Genomic DNA, 16,157 nt, shown 5'->3' with positions numbered 1-16,157 from the left:
ACCCGGCACTGGCCCGGGCGGCGCCCACGGCTCGAGCCGAGCGGAGCGTGCGGCAGAATTTTGGCCATGGGGATAGTCGCCGGGTTGGACAGTTCACCCGATTTCACTCGCATCGTCGTCTGTGACGGGGACACCGGAGCCGTGCTCAGGCAGGGGTATGCGCCGCATCCGGTGGAGAGCCCCGACGGCGGCCGGCCGTCCGACGTCGACCCGCAGGCCTGGCTGCTGTCCCTGGGCGAGGCCGCGGGCGGCGGGCTGCTGGAGGGCGTGCAGGCGATCGGCGTCTCGGCGCAGCAGAACGCGGTCGTGCCGCTGGACGCGCAGGGCAACACCGTGCGCCCGGCGATGGTCGGCGGCGACAAGCGCACCCAGGTCGCAGCGGCCGATCTGGTCGACGCGCTCGGGGGGCGCGAGGCGTGGGCGCAGGCCGTGGGCTGTGTCCCGCAGGCCGCCCAGCCGGTGACGAAGCTGCGCTGGCTGGCGCGCACCGAACCGGAGAACGCGCAGCGCACCGCGATCCTGTTGCAGGCGCACGACTGGCTGGTCTGGCAGCTGCTGGGCCGGCCCGTCAGGAGAACGACCGACCGCGGCGGGGCGTCCGGCACCGGGTACTGGTCGGCCGCCACCGGCACCTACCGCACCGACCTGGTCGAGCTGGCGCTCGGGCACCAGGCGATGCTGCCGGAGGTGATCGGCCCGGCGGACGCGGCCGGGACCACGCCGGAGGGGCTGCTGATCTCCGTGGGCACGGGCGAGACCATGGCGGCGGCGTTCGGTCTGGGCATCGGCCTCGGGGACGCGGTCGTCTCGCTCGGGGCGTCCGGGTCCGTGATGGCCGTGCACCCCGAGGCGCTGGTCGACGGCTCGGGGATGATCACCGCGCTCGCCGACGCGACCGGCATGCACCTGCCCGTCGTCACCACACTGAACGCCGTGCGGACCCTGCGCGGGACCGCGGAACTGCTGGGGCTGCCCGATCTGGAGAGCCTGTCCGACCTGGCGATGAAGTCGACGCCGGGGGCGCACGGGCTGGTGCTGCTGCCTTATCTGGAGGGCGAGCGGACGCCGAACCTGCCCCACGTCGCCGGGACCCTGGCGGGGCTGAGGCGGGAGTCGATGAAGGCGGAGCACCTGGCGCGGGCCGCGTTCGAGGGCATGTTGTGCGGGCTCGCTGACGCGCTGGACGTGCTGCGCGGCCGGGGCGTGGAGGTGCGGCGGGTCTTCCTGCTCGGACCGGCCGCCGAACTGCCCGCCGTGCAGGCCGCGGCACCCATGCTGTTCGGGACGCAGGTCGTCGTGCCGCAGCCCGCGGACTACGCGGCGATCGGCGCCGCCCGGCAGGCGGCCTGGGCGCTCGGGGTGTCGCAGGGCACCCTCGACACCCGCATGCCGCCGCTGTGGCAGGGCGCGGTCGCGCAGGTGCTGGAGCCCGGGGAGGAGCTGGCCGTGGGGCAGGCGGTGCGGCAGCAGTACGTGTCGGTGCGGGAGCAGACGCACCCCGGGGCCTTCTGACGGCTTGACCGCCTGTTGGGTTAATTCGGTTGAGGTAACGCGGGTGGAGTGTTCGACGATAGGGGCCAGGGGCAACCAACCGCCCCGTCTACCACCCCGAGAGAAGCAGCGTGCTCATACGACTTCTGCGGACCTACCTCAGGCCCTACAAGAGACCCATCATCCTGCTGGTGCTGCTGCAGTTCCTGCAGACCTGCGCCACGCTCTACCTGCCCACACTCAACGCCGACATCATCGACCAGGGCGTCGTCAACGGTGACACCGGCTACATCATGGGCTACGGCGCCCTGATGATCGGCATCTCCCTGATCCAGGTCGTGTGCAACATCGGCGCCGTCTACTACGGCGCCCGTACGGCGTCGGCGCTCGGACGGGACGTGCGGGCGGCCGTGTTCGACCGGGTGCAGTCGTTCTCCGCGCGTGAGGTGGGTCACTTCGGGGCGCCATCGCTGATCACGCGGACGACCAACGACGTCCAGCAGGTGCAGATGCTGGCGCTGATGACGTTCACGCTGATGGTGTCGGCGCCCATCATGTGCGTCGGCGGCATCGTGCTGGCGCTGGGCCTGGACGTTCCGCTGTCGGGCGTGCTGGTGGCGGTCGTGCCGGTGCTGGGCATCTGCGTGACGCTGATCGTGCGGCGGCTGCGGCCGCTGTTCCGGTCGATGCAGGAGCGCCTGGACACGGTGAACCGGGTGCTGCGCGAGCAGATCACCGGCAACCGCGTGATCCGGGCCTTCGTCCGCGACGAGTACGAGCAGCAGCGCTTCCGCAAGGCCAACAGCGATCTCACCGACGTCGCGCTGGGCACCGGCAACCTGCTCGCGCTGATGTTCCCGATCGTGATGACGGTGGTGAACCTGTCGTCGATCGCCGTGGTGTGGTTCGGCGCGCACCGCATCGACAGCGGCGGGATGCAGATCGGTGACCTGACCGCGTTCCTCGCCTACCTGATGCAGATCGTGATGTCGGTGATGATGGCCACCTTCATGTTCATGATGGTGCCGCGCGCGGAGGTGTGCGCCGAACGCATCCAGGAGGTGCTGGAGACCTCCTCCAGCGTGGTGCCGCCGACGGCGCCGGTGCGCGAGCTGCGCCGGCACGGGCATCTGGAGCTGCGCGGGGCGGGCTTCCGCTATCCGGGTGCCGAGGAGCCGGTGCTGCGGGCCGTGGACCTGGTGGCCCGGCCGGGCGAGACGACCGCCGTCATCGGCTCCACCGGCAGCGGCAAGTCGACCCTGCTGGGGCTGGTGCCGCGGCTGTTCGACGCGACCGAGGGGCAGGTGCTCGTCGACGGGGTCGACGTGGCGGAGATCGACCCGCGGTTGCTGGCCCGGACCGTCGGGCTGGTGCCGCAGCGGCCGTACCTGTTCGCGGGCACGGTGGCGACCAACCTGCGCTACGGCAATCCCGACGCCACCGACGAGGAACTGTGGCACGCGCTGGAGGTGGCGCAGGCCAGGGAGTTCGTGGAGCGGCTGGAGGGCGGGCTCGACTCCCCGATCGCGCAGGGCGGGACCAACGTCTCCGGCGGTCAGCGGCAGCGGCTCGCGATCGCCCGGACGCTGGTGCAGCGCCCGGAGATCTACCTCTTCGACGACTCCTTCTCCGCGCTCGACTACGCCACGGACGCCGCGCTGCGGGCCGCCCTGGCGCAGGAGACCGCCGAGGCGACCGTGGTGATCGTCGCCCAGCGGGTGGCGACCATCCGGGACGCCGACCGGATCGTCGTCCTCGACGCGGGCCGGGTCGTCGGCACCGGGCGGCACCACGAGCTGATGGCGGACAACGAGACCTACCGGGAGATCGTGCTCTCCCAGCTCACGGAAGCGGAGGCGGCCTGATGGCGGGGCCCATGGGGCGGATGATGGCCGGGGGCGGCCCCGACCAGCGCTCGCTGGACTTCAAGGGATCGGGCAAACGGCTCGTCGTCCGGTTCCGGCCCGAGCGCGGGACCATCTGGGTGCTGCTGCTGTGCGTGGTGCTCAGCGTCGGCCTCAACGTCGTCGGGCCGAAGATCCTCGGCAAGGCCACCGACCTGGTCTTCGCGGGCATCGTCGGGCGGGACATGCCCGCGGGGGCGAGCAAGGAGCAGGTCCTGGAGCAGATGCGGCAGCGCGGGGACGGTGACGTCGCCGACATGCTGCGCAGCACCGACTTCACCCCGGGCGAGGGCATCGACTTCACGGCCGTCGGGCATGTGCTGCTGCTCGCGCTGGGCGTGTTCACGGTGGCCGGGCTGCTGATGGCGGTGGCGACACGGCTGGTGAACCGGGCCGTGAACCGGACGATGTTCCGGCTGCGCGAGGACGTGCAGACCAAGCTGTCGCGGCTGCCGCTGTCGTACTTCGACAAGCGCCAGCGCGGTGAGGTGCTCTCGCGGGCGACGAACGACATCGACAACATCGGGCAGACGCTGCAGCAGTCGATGGGGCAGCTCATCAACTCGGTGCTGACGATCATCGGCGTGCTCGCGATGATGTTCTACGTCTCCTGGATCCTGGCGCTGGTGGCGCTGGTGACGGTGCCGCTGTCGTTCGTGGTGGCCACGCGCGTGGGCAAGCGCTCGCAGCCGCACTTCGTGCAGCAGTGGCGCTCCACGGGCACGCTCAACGCCCACATCGAGGAGATGTACACCGGGCACACCCTGGTGAAGGTGTTCGGGCGCCAGGAGGAGTCGGCCGAGGCGTTCGCCGAGCAGAACGACGCGCTGTACGAGGCGGGGTTCCGGGCGCAGTTCAACAGCGGGGTCATGCAGCCGCTGATGATGTTCGTGTCGAACCTCAACTACGTGCTCGTCGCGGTGGTCGGCGGGCTGCGGGTCGCCTCCGGCTCGCTGTCCATCGGCGACGTGCAGGCGTTCATCCAGTACTCGCGGCAGTTCTCCATGCCGCTGACGCAGGTCGCGTCCATGGCGAACCTGGTGCAGTCGGGTGTGGCCTCGGCGGAGCGGGTCTTCGAACTGCTCGACGCCGAGGAGCAGGGCGCCGACCCGGTGCCGGGCGTACGGCCCGAGCGGTTGCGCGGGCAGGTGGCGCTGGAGCACGTGTCGTTCCGCTACGACCCCGACAAGCCGCTCATCGAGGACCTGTCGCTGAAGGTCGAGCCGGGGCAGACGGTGGCCATCGTCGGCCCGACCGGCGCGGGCAAGACGACCCTGGTCAACCTGCTCATGCGGTTCTACGACGTCACCGGCGGGCGCATCACCCTCGACGGAGTCGACATCGCCCGGATGTCCCGGGACGAACTGCGGGCCGGCATCGGCATGGTGCTGCAGGACACCTGGCTGTTCGGCGGCACGATCGCGGAGAACATCGCCTACGGGGCGTCCCGGAAGGTGACCCGCGGGGAGATCGAGGAGGCGGCCCGGGCCGCGCACGCGGACCGGTTCATCCGGACGCTGCCGGACGGGTACGACACCGTGATCGACGACGAGGGCACGGGCGTCAGCGCCGGTGAGAAGCAGCTCGTCACCATCGCCCGGGCGTTCCTGTCCGACCCGGTGATCCTCGTGCTGGACGAGGCGACGAGCTCGGTCGACACGCGCACCGAGGTGCTCATCCAGAAGGCGATGGCCAAACTCGCGCACGGGCGGACCTCGTTCGTCATCGCGCACCGGCTCTCCACGATCCGGGACGCGGACACGATCCTGGTCATGGAGAACGGGGCCATCGTCGAACAGGGCGCGCACGGCGAGCTGCTGGCGGCCGGCGGGGCTTATGCACGGCTGTACGAGGCGCAGTTCGCGCAGGCGGTGGCCGAGGTGGACTGAGTCGCGGTGCGGGGGGCGAGGGGGTCGCGGGGCGGCCGCGGGCCGGTGGGGGCGGATCGCGCGGTTCCCCGCCCCCCGAGGGGCGCCGGCCCGCGGACGGCATCAGTCCAGATAGCCCCTGAGCTGGTCCGCGAAAGCGTGGTCCCGCAGTTTGTTCAGGGTCTTGGACTCGATCTGCCGTATCCGCTCCCGGGTCACGCCGAAGATGCGGCCGATCTCCTCCAGGGTGCGGGGGCGGCCGTCGGCGAGGCCGTAGCGGAGCTGGACGACCTTGCGCTCCCGCTCCCCCAGGGTCGACAGCACCGCCTCCAGATGCTCCTTGAGCAGGAGGAACGCGGCGGATTCGACGGGACTGGTCGCGTCGCCGTCCTCGATGAGGTCACCGAGGGCGACGTCGTCCTCCTCGCCCACGGGCGCGTGCAGCGACACCGGCTCCTGGGCGAGGCGCAGCACCTCGCCGACCCGCTCGGGCGGCAGGTCCAGGTGGGCCGCGACCTCCTCGGCCGTCGGCTCGTAGCCGCGCTCCTGGAGCATGCGGCGCTGGACCCGGACGACCCGGTTGATGAGCTCCACGACGTGCACCGGGACCCGTATCGTGCGCGCCTGGTCGGCCAGGGCGCGGGACATGGCCTGGCGGATCCACCAGGTCGCGTACGTGGAGAACTTGTAGCCGCGGGCGTAGTCGAACTTCTCGACGGCGCGGATGAGTCCGAGGTTGCCCTCCTGGACGAGGTCGAGCATGGTCAGGCCGCGGCCGACGTAGCGCTTGGCGACGGAGACGACGAGGCGCAGGTTCGCCTCGATGAGGCGGCGCTTGGCCATCCGGCCCATGACGACGAGCCGGTCCAGATCCAGTGCCAACTGACTGTCCAGGTCCGGGGTGTTGCCCAGTTTCTCCTCGGCGAAAAGCCCGGCCTCGACGCGGCGGGCGAGTTCGACCTCCTCGGCCGCGGTCAGCAGGGGGATGCGGCCGATCTCCCGCAGGTACTGGCGGAACAGGTCCGAGGAGGCGCCGGCGCCGGTGTCGGCGCGGGCCGGGGGCGGTTCCACGGCCTCGGGGGCCTCGGCCGTCGCGATGACCTCGGCGGGCGGCTCCTCCGGCTCCGCCTCCGACTCCGGCTCCGCCTCCGGGTGGTGCGCGACGCGGCTCTGCGCCGGGACCGCGGACCGGGCGTCGGTCTCCGCTTCCGCCGCCGCGCCGACGGCACCGAGGGCACCGCGGACGTCGGTCTGGGTGAGGGTCCGGGTCTGCACGGGGGCGACCTCCAGGATGATCGCTGCCAGGGGGTGCGGCAGCGGTACTTCGGGGGCGGAGTCGACGGCCTTGCCGCTTTCCGTCCCGTACGCGATGAGCGGAACCGCGGGGATCTGGGACCCGTCGGTGACGGACCGGCCGCGCTCCGAGGACTCAGGCACCGGAACCCAGTGTGGGGGAAGACACATCGTCGCCACGAGGGGCGTGCGGTGACTTTTTGCTTCCGGTCCGTGACCGCGCGCTCGCCCCGGGTCAGAAACCCGGATGCCTCACCCGCCTCCGGTCCCGACGAGCGGGCGTTCGCCGAGCGGCTGGTGCGGGCGGTGGCACCGGTCTTCGAGGAGGACTGAGCGACGTCAGAGCGCGGCGGCGCCGTGCTCGCGCAGGGCCTGGTCGTACTGCTGGAGCACCCACAGCTCGTTCTGGACGGCGGCCAGCTGGGCCGGGTCGCCGTGGGTGCCCAGGCGGGTGAGCTGCCCGGTGATGTCACGGATGCGGCGCTCCACGGCCCGGCGGCGGACCGTGACCAGCTGGGCGCCCGCGTAGTTCTCGTCGACGCCCTTCACGCCCTTGTGCAGCATGATCGCCTCGACGGCCAGTTCCGTGACCATCGCGCGGACCGCGTCGTCGGGGGCGGCCTCGCGGACCCGGACCAGGTAGTCCTGGGGGTCCGCGACGCCCAGCGCGGCGCCGCCGGCGTCCAGGATGGCCTGGCGTACGGCGGCGTAGGGCGGGGCGGTGAACTCGTCGATGCCGTACGCGTCGAAGGCCGGGGAGACCAGCTCGGGGCGCTGCAGGGCGAGTTTGAGCAGCTCGCGTTCGGTGGCGTAGACGGGGTTGCGGAGGTTGAGGGCCGGGCCGCGGGGGGCGGCGGGCGGCTGGGCGGCGGTGTACTGCTGCTGGGGGGCGCGCCGGTCGGGGGCGGGGCCCTTGCCGCCGCGGTCGCGGGCCCAGCGGGCGAGCTGGGCCACGCGCTTGACCACGAACTGGGTGTCGAGGATGCCGAGCATGCCGGCGAGCTGCACGGCGACCTCGTGCTGGGCGCCGCTGTTCTTGATGCGGGCGACGATCGGGGCGGCCTCGTCCAGGGCGGCGGCGCGGCCGGCCGGGGTGTCGAGGTCGTAGCGGCCGACGATCTGGCGCAGGGCGAACTCGAAGAGCGGGGTGCGGGGTTCCACCAGGTCGGCGACGGCCTCGTCGCCCTTGGCGAGGCGCAGGTCGCAGGGGTCCATGCCGTCGGGGGCGATGGCGATGTACGTCTCGGCGGCGAACTTCTGGTCGTCCTCGAAGGCGCGCAGGGCGGCCTTCTGGCCGGCGGCGTCGCCGTCGAAGGTGAAGATGACGCGGGCCGAGCCGTTGTCCATCAGGAGGCGGCGCAGGATCTTGATGTGGTCGGTGCCGAAGGCGGTGCCGCAGGTGGCGATGGCGGTGGTGACCCCGGCGAGGTGGCAGGCCATGACGTCCGTGTAGCCCTCGACGACGACCGCGCGGGACGCCTTGGCGATGTCCTTCTTCGCGAGGTCGATGCCGTAGAGCACCTGGGACTTCCTGTAGATCGCCGTGTCGGGCGTGTTGAGGTACTTGGGGCCGTTGTCCGCCTCGTAGAGCTTGCGGGCGCCGAAGCCGACCACGTCGCCGCCGATGTCGCGGATGGGCCACATCAGGCGGCCGCGGAAGCGGTCGATGGGGCCGCGGCGGCCCTCCTGGGAGAGCCCGGAGAGCAATAGCTCCTTGTCGGTGAAGCCCTTGCCGCGCAGGTAGCGCGTGAGGTGGTCCCAGCCCTGGGGGCTGTAGCCGACGGAGAAGTGCTCGGCGGCGGCTTGGTCGAAGCCGCGCTCGGCGAGGAACTGACGGCCGGTGTCGGCCTCCGGGCTCGTCGCGAGCTGTTCCGCGTACCACTCGGCGGCGATCTTGTGGGCCTCGACCAGGCGGATCCGCTCGCCGCGCTGGTGGGAGGGGTTGTACCCGCCCTCCTCGTAGCGCAGGGTGATGCCCGCCTGCCCGGCCAGGCGCTCCACCGCCTCCGAGAAGGTGAGGTGGTCGATCTTCATCACGAACGTGATGGTGTCGCCGCCCTCCTGGCAGCCGAAGCAGTGGAACAGGCCCTTGGCGGGGCTGACCTGGAAGGAGGGCGACTTCTCGTCGTGGAACGGGCACAGGCCCTTGAGGTTGCCACCGCCCGCGCTTCGCAGCTGGAGGTACTCGGACACCACGGCGTCGATCGGGACCGCGTCCCGTACCGCCTTCACGTCCTCGTCGTTGATCCGTCCTGCCACGCGTGAAGTCTACGGGGGCGGACCGACACTCACGGTGCGAGGTTTTCGAGCGGAATGTGCGGGTCCGCGAGGTTCTCCGTGTCCACCCGGGCCTTGCCGCGGATCAGGCGCTGGATCTTGTCCGTGACGTTCCACACGTTCACGTTCATCCCGGCCAGCACCCGGCCCTCCTTCACCCAGAAGGCGATGAACTCGCGCTTGCCCGCGTCGCCCCGGATGACCACCTGGTCGTAGCTGCCCGGCGGTGCCCAGCCCGAGTACTCCATGCCCAGGTCGTACTGGTCGGAGAAGAAGTAGGGCACCCGGTCGTACGTCACGTCCTGGCCCAGCATGGCGCGCGCCGCCGCCGGGCCGCCGTTGAGGGCGTTGGCCCAGTGCTCGACCCGCAGCCGGGTGTCGAACAGGGGGTGTGGGAAGGAGACGACGTCGCCGGCCGCGTGGATGTCCGGGTCGGAGGTGCGCAGCCGCTCGTCGACGACGATGCCGCCGCCGTGCGCCGGGTCGGCGATCTCCAGGCCGGCGGCCTCGGCGAGGTGGGTGCGGGGGGCCGCGCCGATCGCGGCCAGCACGTCGTGCGCCGGGTGCTCCTCGCCGTCGTCGGTGCGGGCCGCGAGGACCATGCCGTCCTGGCCGGTGATCTCGGTGAGCCGGGCGCCGAAGTGGAAGCGGACGCCGTGCTCGCGGTGCAGCTCGGTGAAGAGCTGGCCCAGCTCGGGGCCGAGGACCGAGTGCAGCGGGGTGGGCCCGCGGTGGACCACGGTGACCTCCGCGCCGTACTCGCGGGCCGCCGCCGCGACCTCCAGGCCGATCCAGCCGGCGCCGGCGATCACGAGGTGGCCGTTGTCGCGGCCGAGGTTGGTCAGGACGTGCTTGAGGCGCTCGGCGTGGGCGAGGCGGCGCAGGTGGTGGACACCGGCCAGGTCCGTGCCCGGGATGTCGAGGCGGCGGGGCTCGGCGCCGGTGGCCAGGAGCAGCTTGTCGTAGCGGACGGCGGTACCGTCGTCGCCGAAGCGCACCGTCTTCGCCGAGCGGTCGATCGCGTCGACCGTCTGGCCGAGGTGCAGCTCGATGTCGTTCGCCGCGTACCAGGCCGGCTCGTGCACGAAGACGCTGTCGCGTTCCTCCTTGCCGAGGAGGTAGCCCTTGGACAGGGGCGGGCGCTCGTAGGGGTGGTCGCGTTCGTCGCAGATCAGTATCACCCGGCCGGTGAAGCCCTCCGCGCGGAGCGTCTCGGCCGCCTTGGCGCCGGCCAGGCCGCCTCCGACGATGACGAATGTCTGATCCGCGTCGACCACTTGATGCCTCCTCGTCAGGGTGTCGCCACTTGCGAGCGTCCCGCACGGAGCGTGATGCGGGAAGAGGGAGTGACCCGATCAGGCCACGGAGGGTCACATTCGGGCGTGCTGGAGTCCCTGGTCTCCCGTCAGTCTCACGCGTGCCCCGTCAGACGGGCGTGCAGCGACCGGGCGGAGGTGTCGGTGAGGGAGGCGATCTGGTCGACGACCACCCGCTTGCGGGCGCGGTCGTCCGGCGCCCGGTCGAACAGCGCGCGGAACTGCGGGTCCAGTCCGTCGGGCGCGCGTGCGGTGAGCGCCTCGGCCAGTTCGGCGACGACGATCCGCTGGTCGGCGCGGAGCCGTTCCTGTTCGGCGCGCTGCATGACGTAGAGGTCGGCGACGGCCTTGAGGACGGCGCACTCCATGCGGGCCTCGCGCGGGACGACCAGTTCGGCGGTGTACCGGGTGAGCCGGCCGGTCCCCCAGGCGGCGCGGGTGGCGTTCTCGGCGGCCAGGCAGAAGCGGCCGATGAGCTGGCTGGTGGCGTCCTTCAGACGGGCCTGGGCCACGGCGGTGCCGTCGTAGCCGTGCGGCCACCACTCCTGGGCGAGGAGCCGGTCGAGGGCCTCGGCGAGTTCGGCGGGGTCGGTGCCGGGCGGCACGTAGCGGCCGACGGCGACCCGGAAGACGTCCTGCCGTTCGGGTTCGGCGTGCAGGCAGTTGGGGTCGATGTGCCCGGCGTGCAGGCCGTCCTCCACGTCGTGCACCGAGTAGGCCACGTCGTCGGACCAGTCCATGACCTGCGCCTCGAAGCAGGTGCGGGTGCCGGGGGCGTCCTTGCGGACCCAGTCGAAGACGGGGCGGTCGTCGTCGTAGACGCCGAACTTGGGCGAGGCCGGGTCGGTGGGGTGGGCGCCGCGGGGCCAGGGGTACTTGGTGGCGGCGTCGAGGGCGGCGCGGGTGAGGTTGAGGCCGACGGAACCCTCGGGGGTGAACCGTTTGGGCTCGATGCGGGTGAGGAGCCGGAGGGACTGGGCGTTGCCCTCGAAGCCGCCGCAGTCGGCCGCGAACTCGTTGAGGGCCTGTTCGCCGTTGTGGCCGAAGGGCGGGTGGCCGAGGTCGTGCGAGAGGCAGGCGGCTTCGACGAGGTCGGGGTCGCAGCCGAGGGCGGCGCCCAGCTCGCGGCCGACCTGGGCGCACTCCAGGGAGTGGGTGAGGCGGGTGCGGGGGCTGGCGTCCCAGGCGGGGCCGAGGGTGCCGGGCGTGACCACCTGGGTCTTGCCGGCGAGCCTGCGCAGGGCGGCGCTGTGCAGGACCCGGGCACGGTCGCGCTGGAAGGCAGTGCGGCCGGGGCGCTTGTCGGGTTCGGGGGCCCAGCGTTCGGCTGACGTCGGGTCGTAGGCCGTGGGGTTCGTCGTGGTGCCTGGCATGGGTCGACAGTACGGGTACGGGTGTGCGGCGTGCCTGAGCGTCTGCCGGGTGCGGTTGTCCGGCGGGTGCGGGACCGTCGTGGCTTGTCGCGCGGTTCCCCGCGACCCTGGGGCGTCAGGCCGAGGCCGGCAGCGGCAGCGAGGGCGACGTCCGCAGGGCCTCGTCGTAGCGGTGGAGGACGAGGTGGGCCATCGACGGGTGCGTGGCGAGGGGGGCCGCGGCGATCCAGGGGGCCGCCTGGGCGCACTCCGCGGCGAAGCGGCCGGGGGCCGTGAAGTAGGACGCCAGGGCGATGTGGTGGCGGCCGCGGGCGAGGAGGGTGCGGACGGCCGCGGGGACCGTCGGGGTCGCCGCCGAGGCGTAGGCCGGCAGGACCGGTACGCCCAGGCGGGCCGCCAGGAGGTGGGCCGTGCGGGCGGTGTCCGTCTTCGCGTCCGGGTCGCGGGAGCCCGCGGCGGCGAGGACGACCGCGCTGGTGCGGCGTTCGGTGGCGCCCCAGCCGGCCTCCGTGAGGCGGTCCTGGAGGGCGTGGATCAGCAGCGGGTGCGGACCCAGGGGGGCGGCCACCCGGGTGCGGGCCGGGGAGGCCGCCGCCATCTCGGGGATGTCCCGCTTGACGTGGTAGCCGCGACTGAGCAGGAGGGGGACCAGGACGGCCTCGGTGTCTGCCAGGGCGGCGAGGGTGTCGGGGAGCAGCGGCGCGTTGAGCTCGATGTGGCCCAGGTGCACCGGCACGTCGGGGCGCAGGGCGCGGACGCGGTCGAGGAGGGCGCGGACGGTGCTCAGCGCGCGCGGGTCGCGGCTGCCGTGGGCCACGACGACGAGGGCGGGCGGGGCCGGGCGGCGCGTGGCGGGCGGCGGGACGAGGCTGAGCTGACTGGGCATGCGTCGATGGTCGCGGCGTCACGTTGCCTCCCCGTTGCGGGGGCGTCACGGGTGTTTACCAGCGGTTCACGGTCCGGGGCAGGGGGTGTGTGAGCGGTCGTGACCTGCGGTTTCCATCGAGGGAGTGAAGCTGCTCACGTGTCGCGGTATGAACCGGGCGGTCCGGCGGGGCGTCCCTGACTGTCGAGGGCCGACCCGGGGAGGGGCATTCGATGCGTCGTACGGCGTCGCGCAGACCGCGGTGGCCGCGTACCCGCCGGGGGCAGCGGCGGCTGGTGCAGGCCGTGATGGCCGGGTGTGTGCTCGCGCTGTCCCCGTCGGCCTGGATGTACACCGTCGCGGACGACCGGCTGCGGACGGCGGCCGAGGTGCCGCGCACCGACGTGGCCGTGGTGTTCGGGGCCGGACTGTGGGACGGGGAGCCCTCGCCGTATCTCGCGCACCGGCTGGACGCGGCGGCGGAGCTGTACCGGCGGGGCCGGGTCGAGGTGGTGCTGGTCACCGGGGACAACAGCCGCGAGGACTACGACGAGCCGGACGCCATGCGCGGTTACCTGACCCGGCACGGGGTGCCCGACGGGCGGATCGTCAGCGACTACGCGGGATTCGACACCTGGGACTCCTGCGTGCGCGCCAAGAAGATCTTCGGGGTGGACGAGGCGGTGCTGATCAGCCAGGGCTTCCACATCCGGCGGGCGGTGGCGCTGTGCGAGGCCGCGGGGGTCGCGTCGTACGGGGTCGGGGTGGACGCGGTGCACGACGCGACCTGGTACTACGGGGGCGCGCGGGAGATCCTCGCCGCCGGCAAGGCCGCCCTGGACGCGGTGTTCCGGCCCGACCCGCGGTTCCTCGGGCCGCGGGAGCCGGGAGTGGAGCGGGCGCTGGGCCGGGCCCGGTGACCGGTGCCTCACGGGGGCCGGGCGGCGGCGGGGAGGTCCCCGTCCCGGCCGTGTAACAGGGAGCCGTCCCGGGCGTAACACGGCCGAAGCACGCTGGACGGCATGCAGAACACCGCCACGCCCACGCACTGCCCGTACTGCGCCCTGCAGTGCGGGATGAACCTGACGCCCACACCGGACGGGACCGTCGAGGTGAGTGAGCGCCCGGACTTCCCGGTGAACCGGGGCGCGCTGTGCGGCAAGGGCCGCACCGCTCCCGCGGTGCTCGCCAGGAACGTCCGCCTGACCTCGCCGCTGGTGCGCGACGAGGGCGGCACGCTGGTGCCCGCCTCCTGGGACGAGGCGCTGGACCGGATCGCCGCGGGGCTGCGCCGGACGCGGGAGGGGCACGGGCCGGACGCGGTCGGGGTGTTCGGCGGGGGCGGCCTGACGAACGAGAAGGCGTACACGCTCGGCAAGTTCGCGCGGGTCGTGCTCGGCACGTCGCAGATCGACTACAACGGCCGCTTCTGCATGTCGTCGGCGGCCGCCGCCGGCATCAAGGCGTTCGGGCTGGACCGCGGGCTGCCGTTCCCGCTGGAGGACATCCCGAAGTCGGGCTGTGTGATCCTCGTCGGCTCCAACCTGGCGGAGACCATGCCGCCGTCGCTGCGGTTCTTCACCGAGCTGAAGGAGAACGGCGGCACGCTGATCGTCATCGACCCGCGGCGCACCAGGACCGCCGAGCAGGCCGATCTGCACCTGGCGCCGCGCCCGGGCACCGACCTGGCCCTCGCCCTGGGCCTGCTGCACCTGGTGATCGCCGAGGGGCGGGTGGACGAGGAGTACGTCGGCGAGCGCACGTCCGGCTGGGAGGACGCCCGGGCCGCCGCGATGGCGCACTGGCCGGAGTACGTGGAGCGGATCACGGGGGTGTCCGTTCCCGAACTCCGCGAGACCGTGCGGCTGTTCTGCGAGCCGGAGTCGGCGATGGTCCTCACCGCCCGCGGCCCCGAGCAGCAGTCCAAGGGCACCGACACCGTCGGCGCGTGGATCAACCTGTGCCTGGCGACCGGCCGGGCGGGCCGCCCGCTGTCGGGCTACGGCTGCCTGACCGGGCAGGGCAACGGGCAGGGCGGGCGCGAGCACGGGCAGAAGGCCGACCAGCTGCCGGGCTACCGCAAGCTGGACGACCCGGCGGCGCGGGCGCACGTCGCCGAGGTGTGGGGCGTCGACCCGGACAGCCTGCCCGGGCCGGGGCGCAGCGCGTACGAGCTGCTGGACGCGCTGGGCACGGACATCAGGTCGCTGCTGCTGATGGCGTCCAACCCGGTGGTGTCGGCGCCGCGTGCCGCGCACATCGAGGAGCGCATCAGGTCGCTGGACTTCCTGGCGGTGTGTGACGTGGTGCTGTCGGAGACGGCCGCGCTCGCGGACGTCGTCCTGCCGGTCACGCAGTGGGCGGAGGAGACGGGCACGACGACCAACCTGGAAGGCAGGGTCCTGCTGCGCCGCCGGGCGATCAGCCCGCCGGACGGGGTCCGCAGCGACCTGGAGGTCCTCCACGAACTCGCCGCCCGGCTGGGTGTGGAGAAGGGCTTCCCGACGGACCCGGAGGAGGTCTTCGAGGAACTGCGCCGGGCGAGCGCGGGCGGCCCGGCGGACTACTCGGGGATCACCTACCGCAGGCTGGCGGAGGAGAACGGGGTGTTCTGGCCCTGTCCGGCCGGGCAGGAGGCGGTGGAGGAGGGCGAGGACGCCCTGCTCGACGCGCCGCCGCCCGACGACCCCGCCCGGGAGACGCCCACCGCGCGGACACCCGGCGCGCACCCGGGCACGCCCCGCCTCTTCCTCGACCGTTTCGCCACGCCCGACGGGCGCGCCCGGTTCGTGCCGGTTGCGCACCGGGCGATCGCCGAGGAGCCCGACGACGAGTTCCCGGTGCTGCTCACCACCGGGCGGGTCGTGGCCCAGTACCAGTCCGGGGCGCAGACCAGGCGCGTGGCGGAGCTGAACGCCGCCGCGCCCGGGCCGTTCGTGGAGATCCACCCCCGGCTGGCGGCCCGGCTCGGGGCGGCCGAGGGCGATCCGGTGGCCGTGGTGTCCCGGCGGGGCCGGGCCGTGGCGCCCGCGAGGATCACCACCGCGATCCGGCCCGACACGGTGTTCATGCCGTTCCACTGGCCGGGGGAGGGCCGCGCCAACACGCTGACCAACCCCGCGCTCGACCCGACCTCGCGGATGCCGGAGTTCAAGGCGTGCGCGGTGCGGCTGGAGACGGTCGGGCGGGAGCGGGCCGGCTGACGCCCGCCGCGCGCCAGACCGCGGCCGCGACCTGGCATGTCCACAGCCCGGCTGTGGAGGTGTGGGGGAGGCAGAATCGGTCCTGTGGCCCCGACCCTGCCCTTCTTCGTCTACGGCACCCTGCGTCCCGGTGAGGTCAACCACGACCTCTTCCTGCGCGGCCGCGTCCGCTCCGAGGAACCCGGGGTGCTCGCGGACGCGGTGCTGTACGAGGGGCCGGGCTATCCGTACGCGGTGGAGGAGCCCGGCGGCGGCGTGGTGCGCGGGGAGCTGGTGACGGCGCTGCCCGAGGCGTACGGGGCGCTGCTCGCGGAGTTGGACCGGCTGGAGGAGTACGTGCCGGGGGATCCGCGCAGCCTGTACGTGCGGGTGGAGCGGAAGGTCTTGCGGGAGTCCGACGGGGCGGGTGTGCGGGCTTGGGTGTATGTCGCGGGGCAGGGGGTGGCCGCGCGGCTGAGGGATGCCGGGCGGCGGGTCGAGGGCGGGGAGTGGCGGGGGCGGCGGCCCGACCCAAGGTGAGGGCCGGGGGCGCGGATCGTGGGCCGGGCGGGGGCCGGTGGTGGTTGC

General features: G+C 73.0%; 11 protein-coding genes. 6 read left to right on the top strand and 5 right to left on the bottom strand.

Annotated features, from left to right (window positions below; all coding sequences use genetic code 11):
• Positions 1–66 precede the first annotated feature (66 nt).
• The 3 genes from RIN80_RS00685 (at position 67) to RIN80_RS00675 (ending at position 5,284) form a co-directional block, all read left to right on the top strand.
• Positions 67–1,512 (top strand): FGGY family carbohydrate kinase, encoded by a 1,446-nt coding sequence (locus tag RIN80_RS00685; RefSeq protein WP_309093460.1) that lies wholly within the window; start codon positions 67–69, stop codon positions 1,510–1,512.
• Between the two features lie 110 nt (positions 1,513–1,622).
• Positions 1,623–3,356 (top strand): ABC transporter ATP-binding protein, encoded by a 1,734-nt coding sequence (locus tag RIN80_RS00680; RefSeq protein ID WP_309093459.1) that lies wholly within the window; start codon positions 1,623–1,625, stop codon positions 3,354–3,356.
• Positions 3,356–5,284, top strand: a complete 1,929-nt coding sequence (locus RIN80_RS00675; protein ID WP_309093458.1) for an ABC transporter ATP-binding protein — start codon at positions 3,356–3,358, stop codon at positions 5,282–5,284. The genes RIN80_RS00680 and RIN80_RS00675 overlap by 1 nt, the downstream gene beginning before the upstream one ends.
• Before the next feature lie 102 nt (positions 5,285–5,386).
• Here RIN80_RS00675 and RIN80_RS00670 read toward each other — a convergent pair whose 3' ends face one another.
• From RIN80_RS00670 to RIN80_RS00650, 5 genes are all read right to left on the bottom strand, one after another.
• Positions 5,387–6,700: an RNA polymerase sigma factor gene (locus RIN80_RS00670; protein ID WP_309093457.1), complete on the bottom strand. Its 1,314-nt coding sequence runs from the start codon at positions 6,698–6,700 to the stop codon at positions 5,387–5,389.
• A gap of 195 nt (positions 6,701–6,895) precedes the next feature.
• Positions 6,896–8,815 (bottom strand): DNA primase, encoded by a 1,920-nt coding sequence (gene dnaG / locus RIN80_RS00665; RefSeq protein WP_309093456.1) that lies wholly within the window; start codon positions 8,813–8,815, stop codon positions 6,896–6,898.
• A 29-nt stretch (positions 8,816–8,844) separates the two neighbouring features.
• Positions 8,845–10,110 carry an FAD-dependent oxidoreductase gene (locus RIN80_RS00660; RefSeq protein WP_309093455.1) on the bottom strand — a complete coding sequence of 422 codons (1,266 nt, stop codon included), beginning with the start codon at positions 10,108–10,110 and terminating at the stop codon, positions 8,845–8,847.
• A 134-nt stretch (positions 10,111–10,244) separates the two neighbouring features.
• The gene (locus RIN80_RS00655; RefSeq protein WP_309093454.1) at positions 10,245–11,522 is read right to left on the bottom strand and encodes a deoxyguanosinetriphosphate triphosphohydrolase; all 1,278 of its coding nucleotides are present in this window, start codon (positions 11,520–11,522) and stop codon (positions 10,245–10,247) included.
• Positions 11,523–11,637: 115 nt separating this feature from the next.
• Positions 11,638–12,408 carry a CbiX/SirB N-terminal domain-containing protein gene (locus tag RIN80_RS00650; protein ID WP_309093453.1) on the bottom strand — a complete coding sequence of 257 codons (771 nt, stop codon included), beginning with the start codon at positions 12,406–12,408 and terminating at the stop codon, positions 11,638–11,640.
• Between the two features lie 212 nt (positions 12,409–12,620).
• On the opposite strand from RIN80_RS00650, the gene RIN80_RS00645 reads away from it, so the two are divergent.
• The 3 genes from RIN80_RS00645 (at position 12,621) to RIN80_RS00635 (ending at position 16,109) form a co-directional block, all read left to right on the top strand.
• On the top strand, positions 12,621–13,307 hold the full coding sequence (locus RIN80_RS00645) for an ElyC/SanA/YdcF family protein (protein WP_309093452.1): 687 nt from the start codon (positions 12,621–12,623) through the stop codon (positions 13,305–13,307).
• A 102-nt stretch (positions 13,308–13,409) separates the two neighbouring features.
• Positions 13,410–15,590 (top strand): molybdopterin oxidoreductase family protein, encoded by a 2,181-nt coding sequence (locus RIN80_RS00640; protein WP_309093451.1) that lies wholly within the window; start codon positions 13,410–13,412, stop codon positions 15,588–15,590.
• Between the two features lie 36 nt (positions 15,591–15,626).
• Positions 15,627–16,109, top strand: a complete 483-nt coding sequence (locus RIN80_RS00635) for a gamma-glutamylcyclotransferase family protein (RefSeq protein WP_309093450.1) — start codon at positions 15,627–15,629, stop codon at positions 16,107–16,109.
• Positions 16,110–16,157: the final 48 nt, after the last annotated feature.

This window comes from Streptomyces sp., assembly GCF_031181705.1.
GTDB lineage: Bacteria > Actinomycetota > Actinomycetes > Streptomycetales > Streptomycetaceae > Streptomyces.
This window is presented reverse-complemented; position numbering and strand designations above follow the sequence as displayed.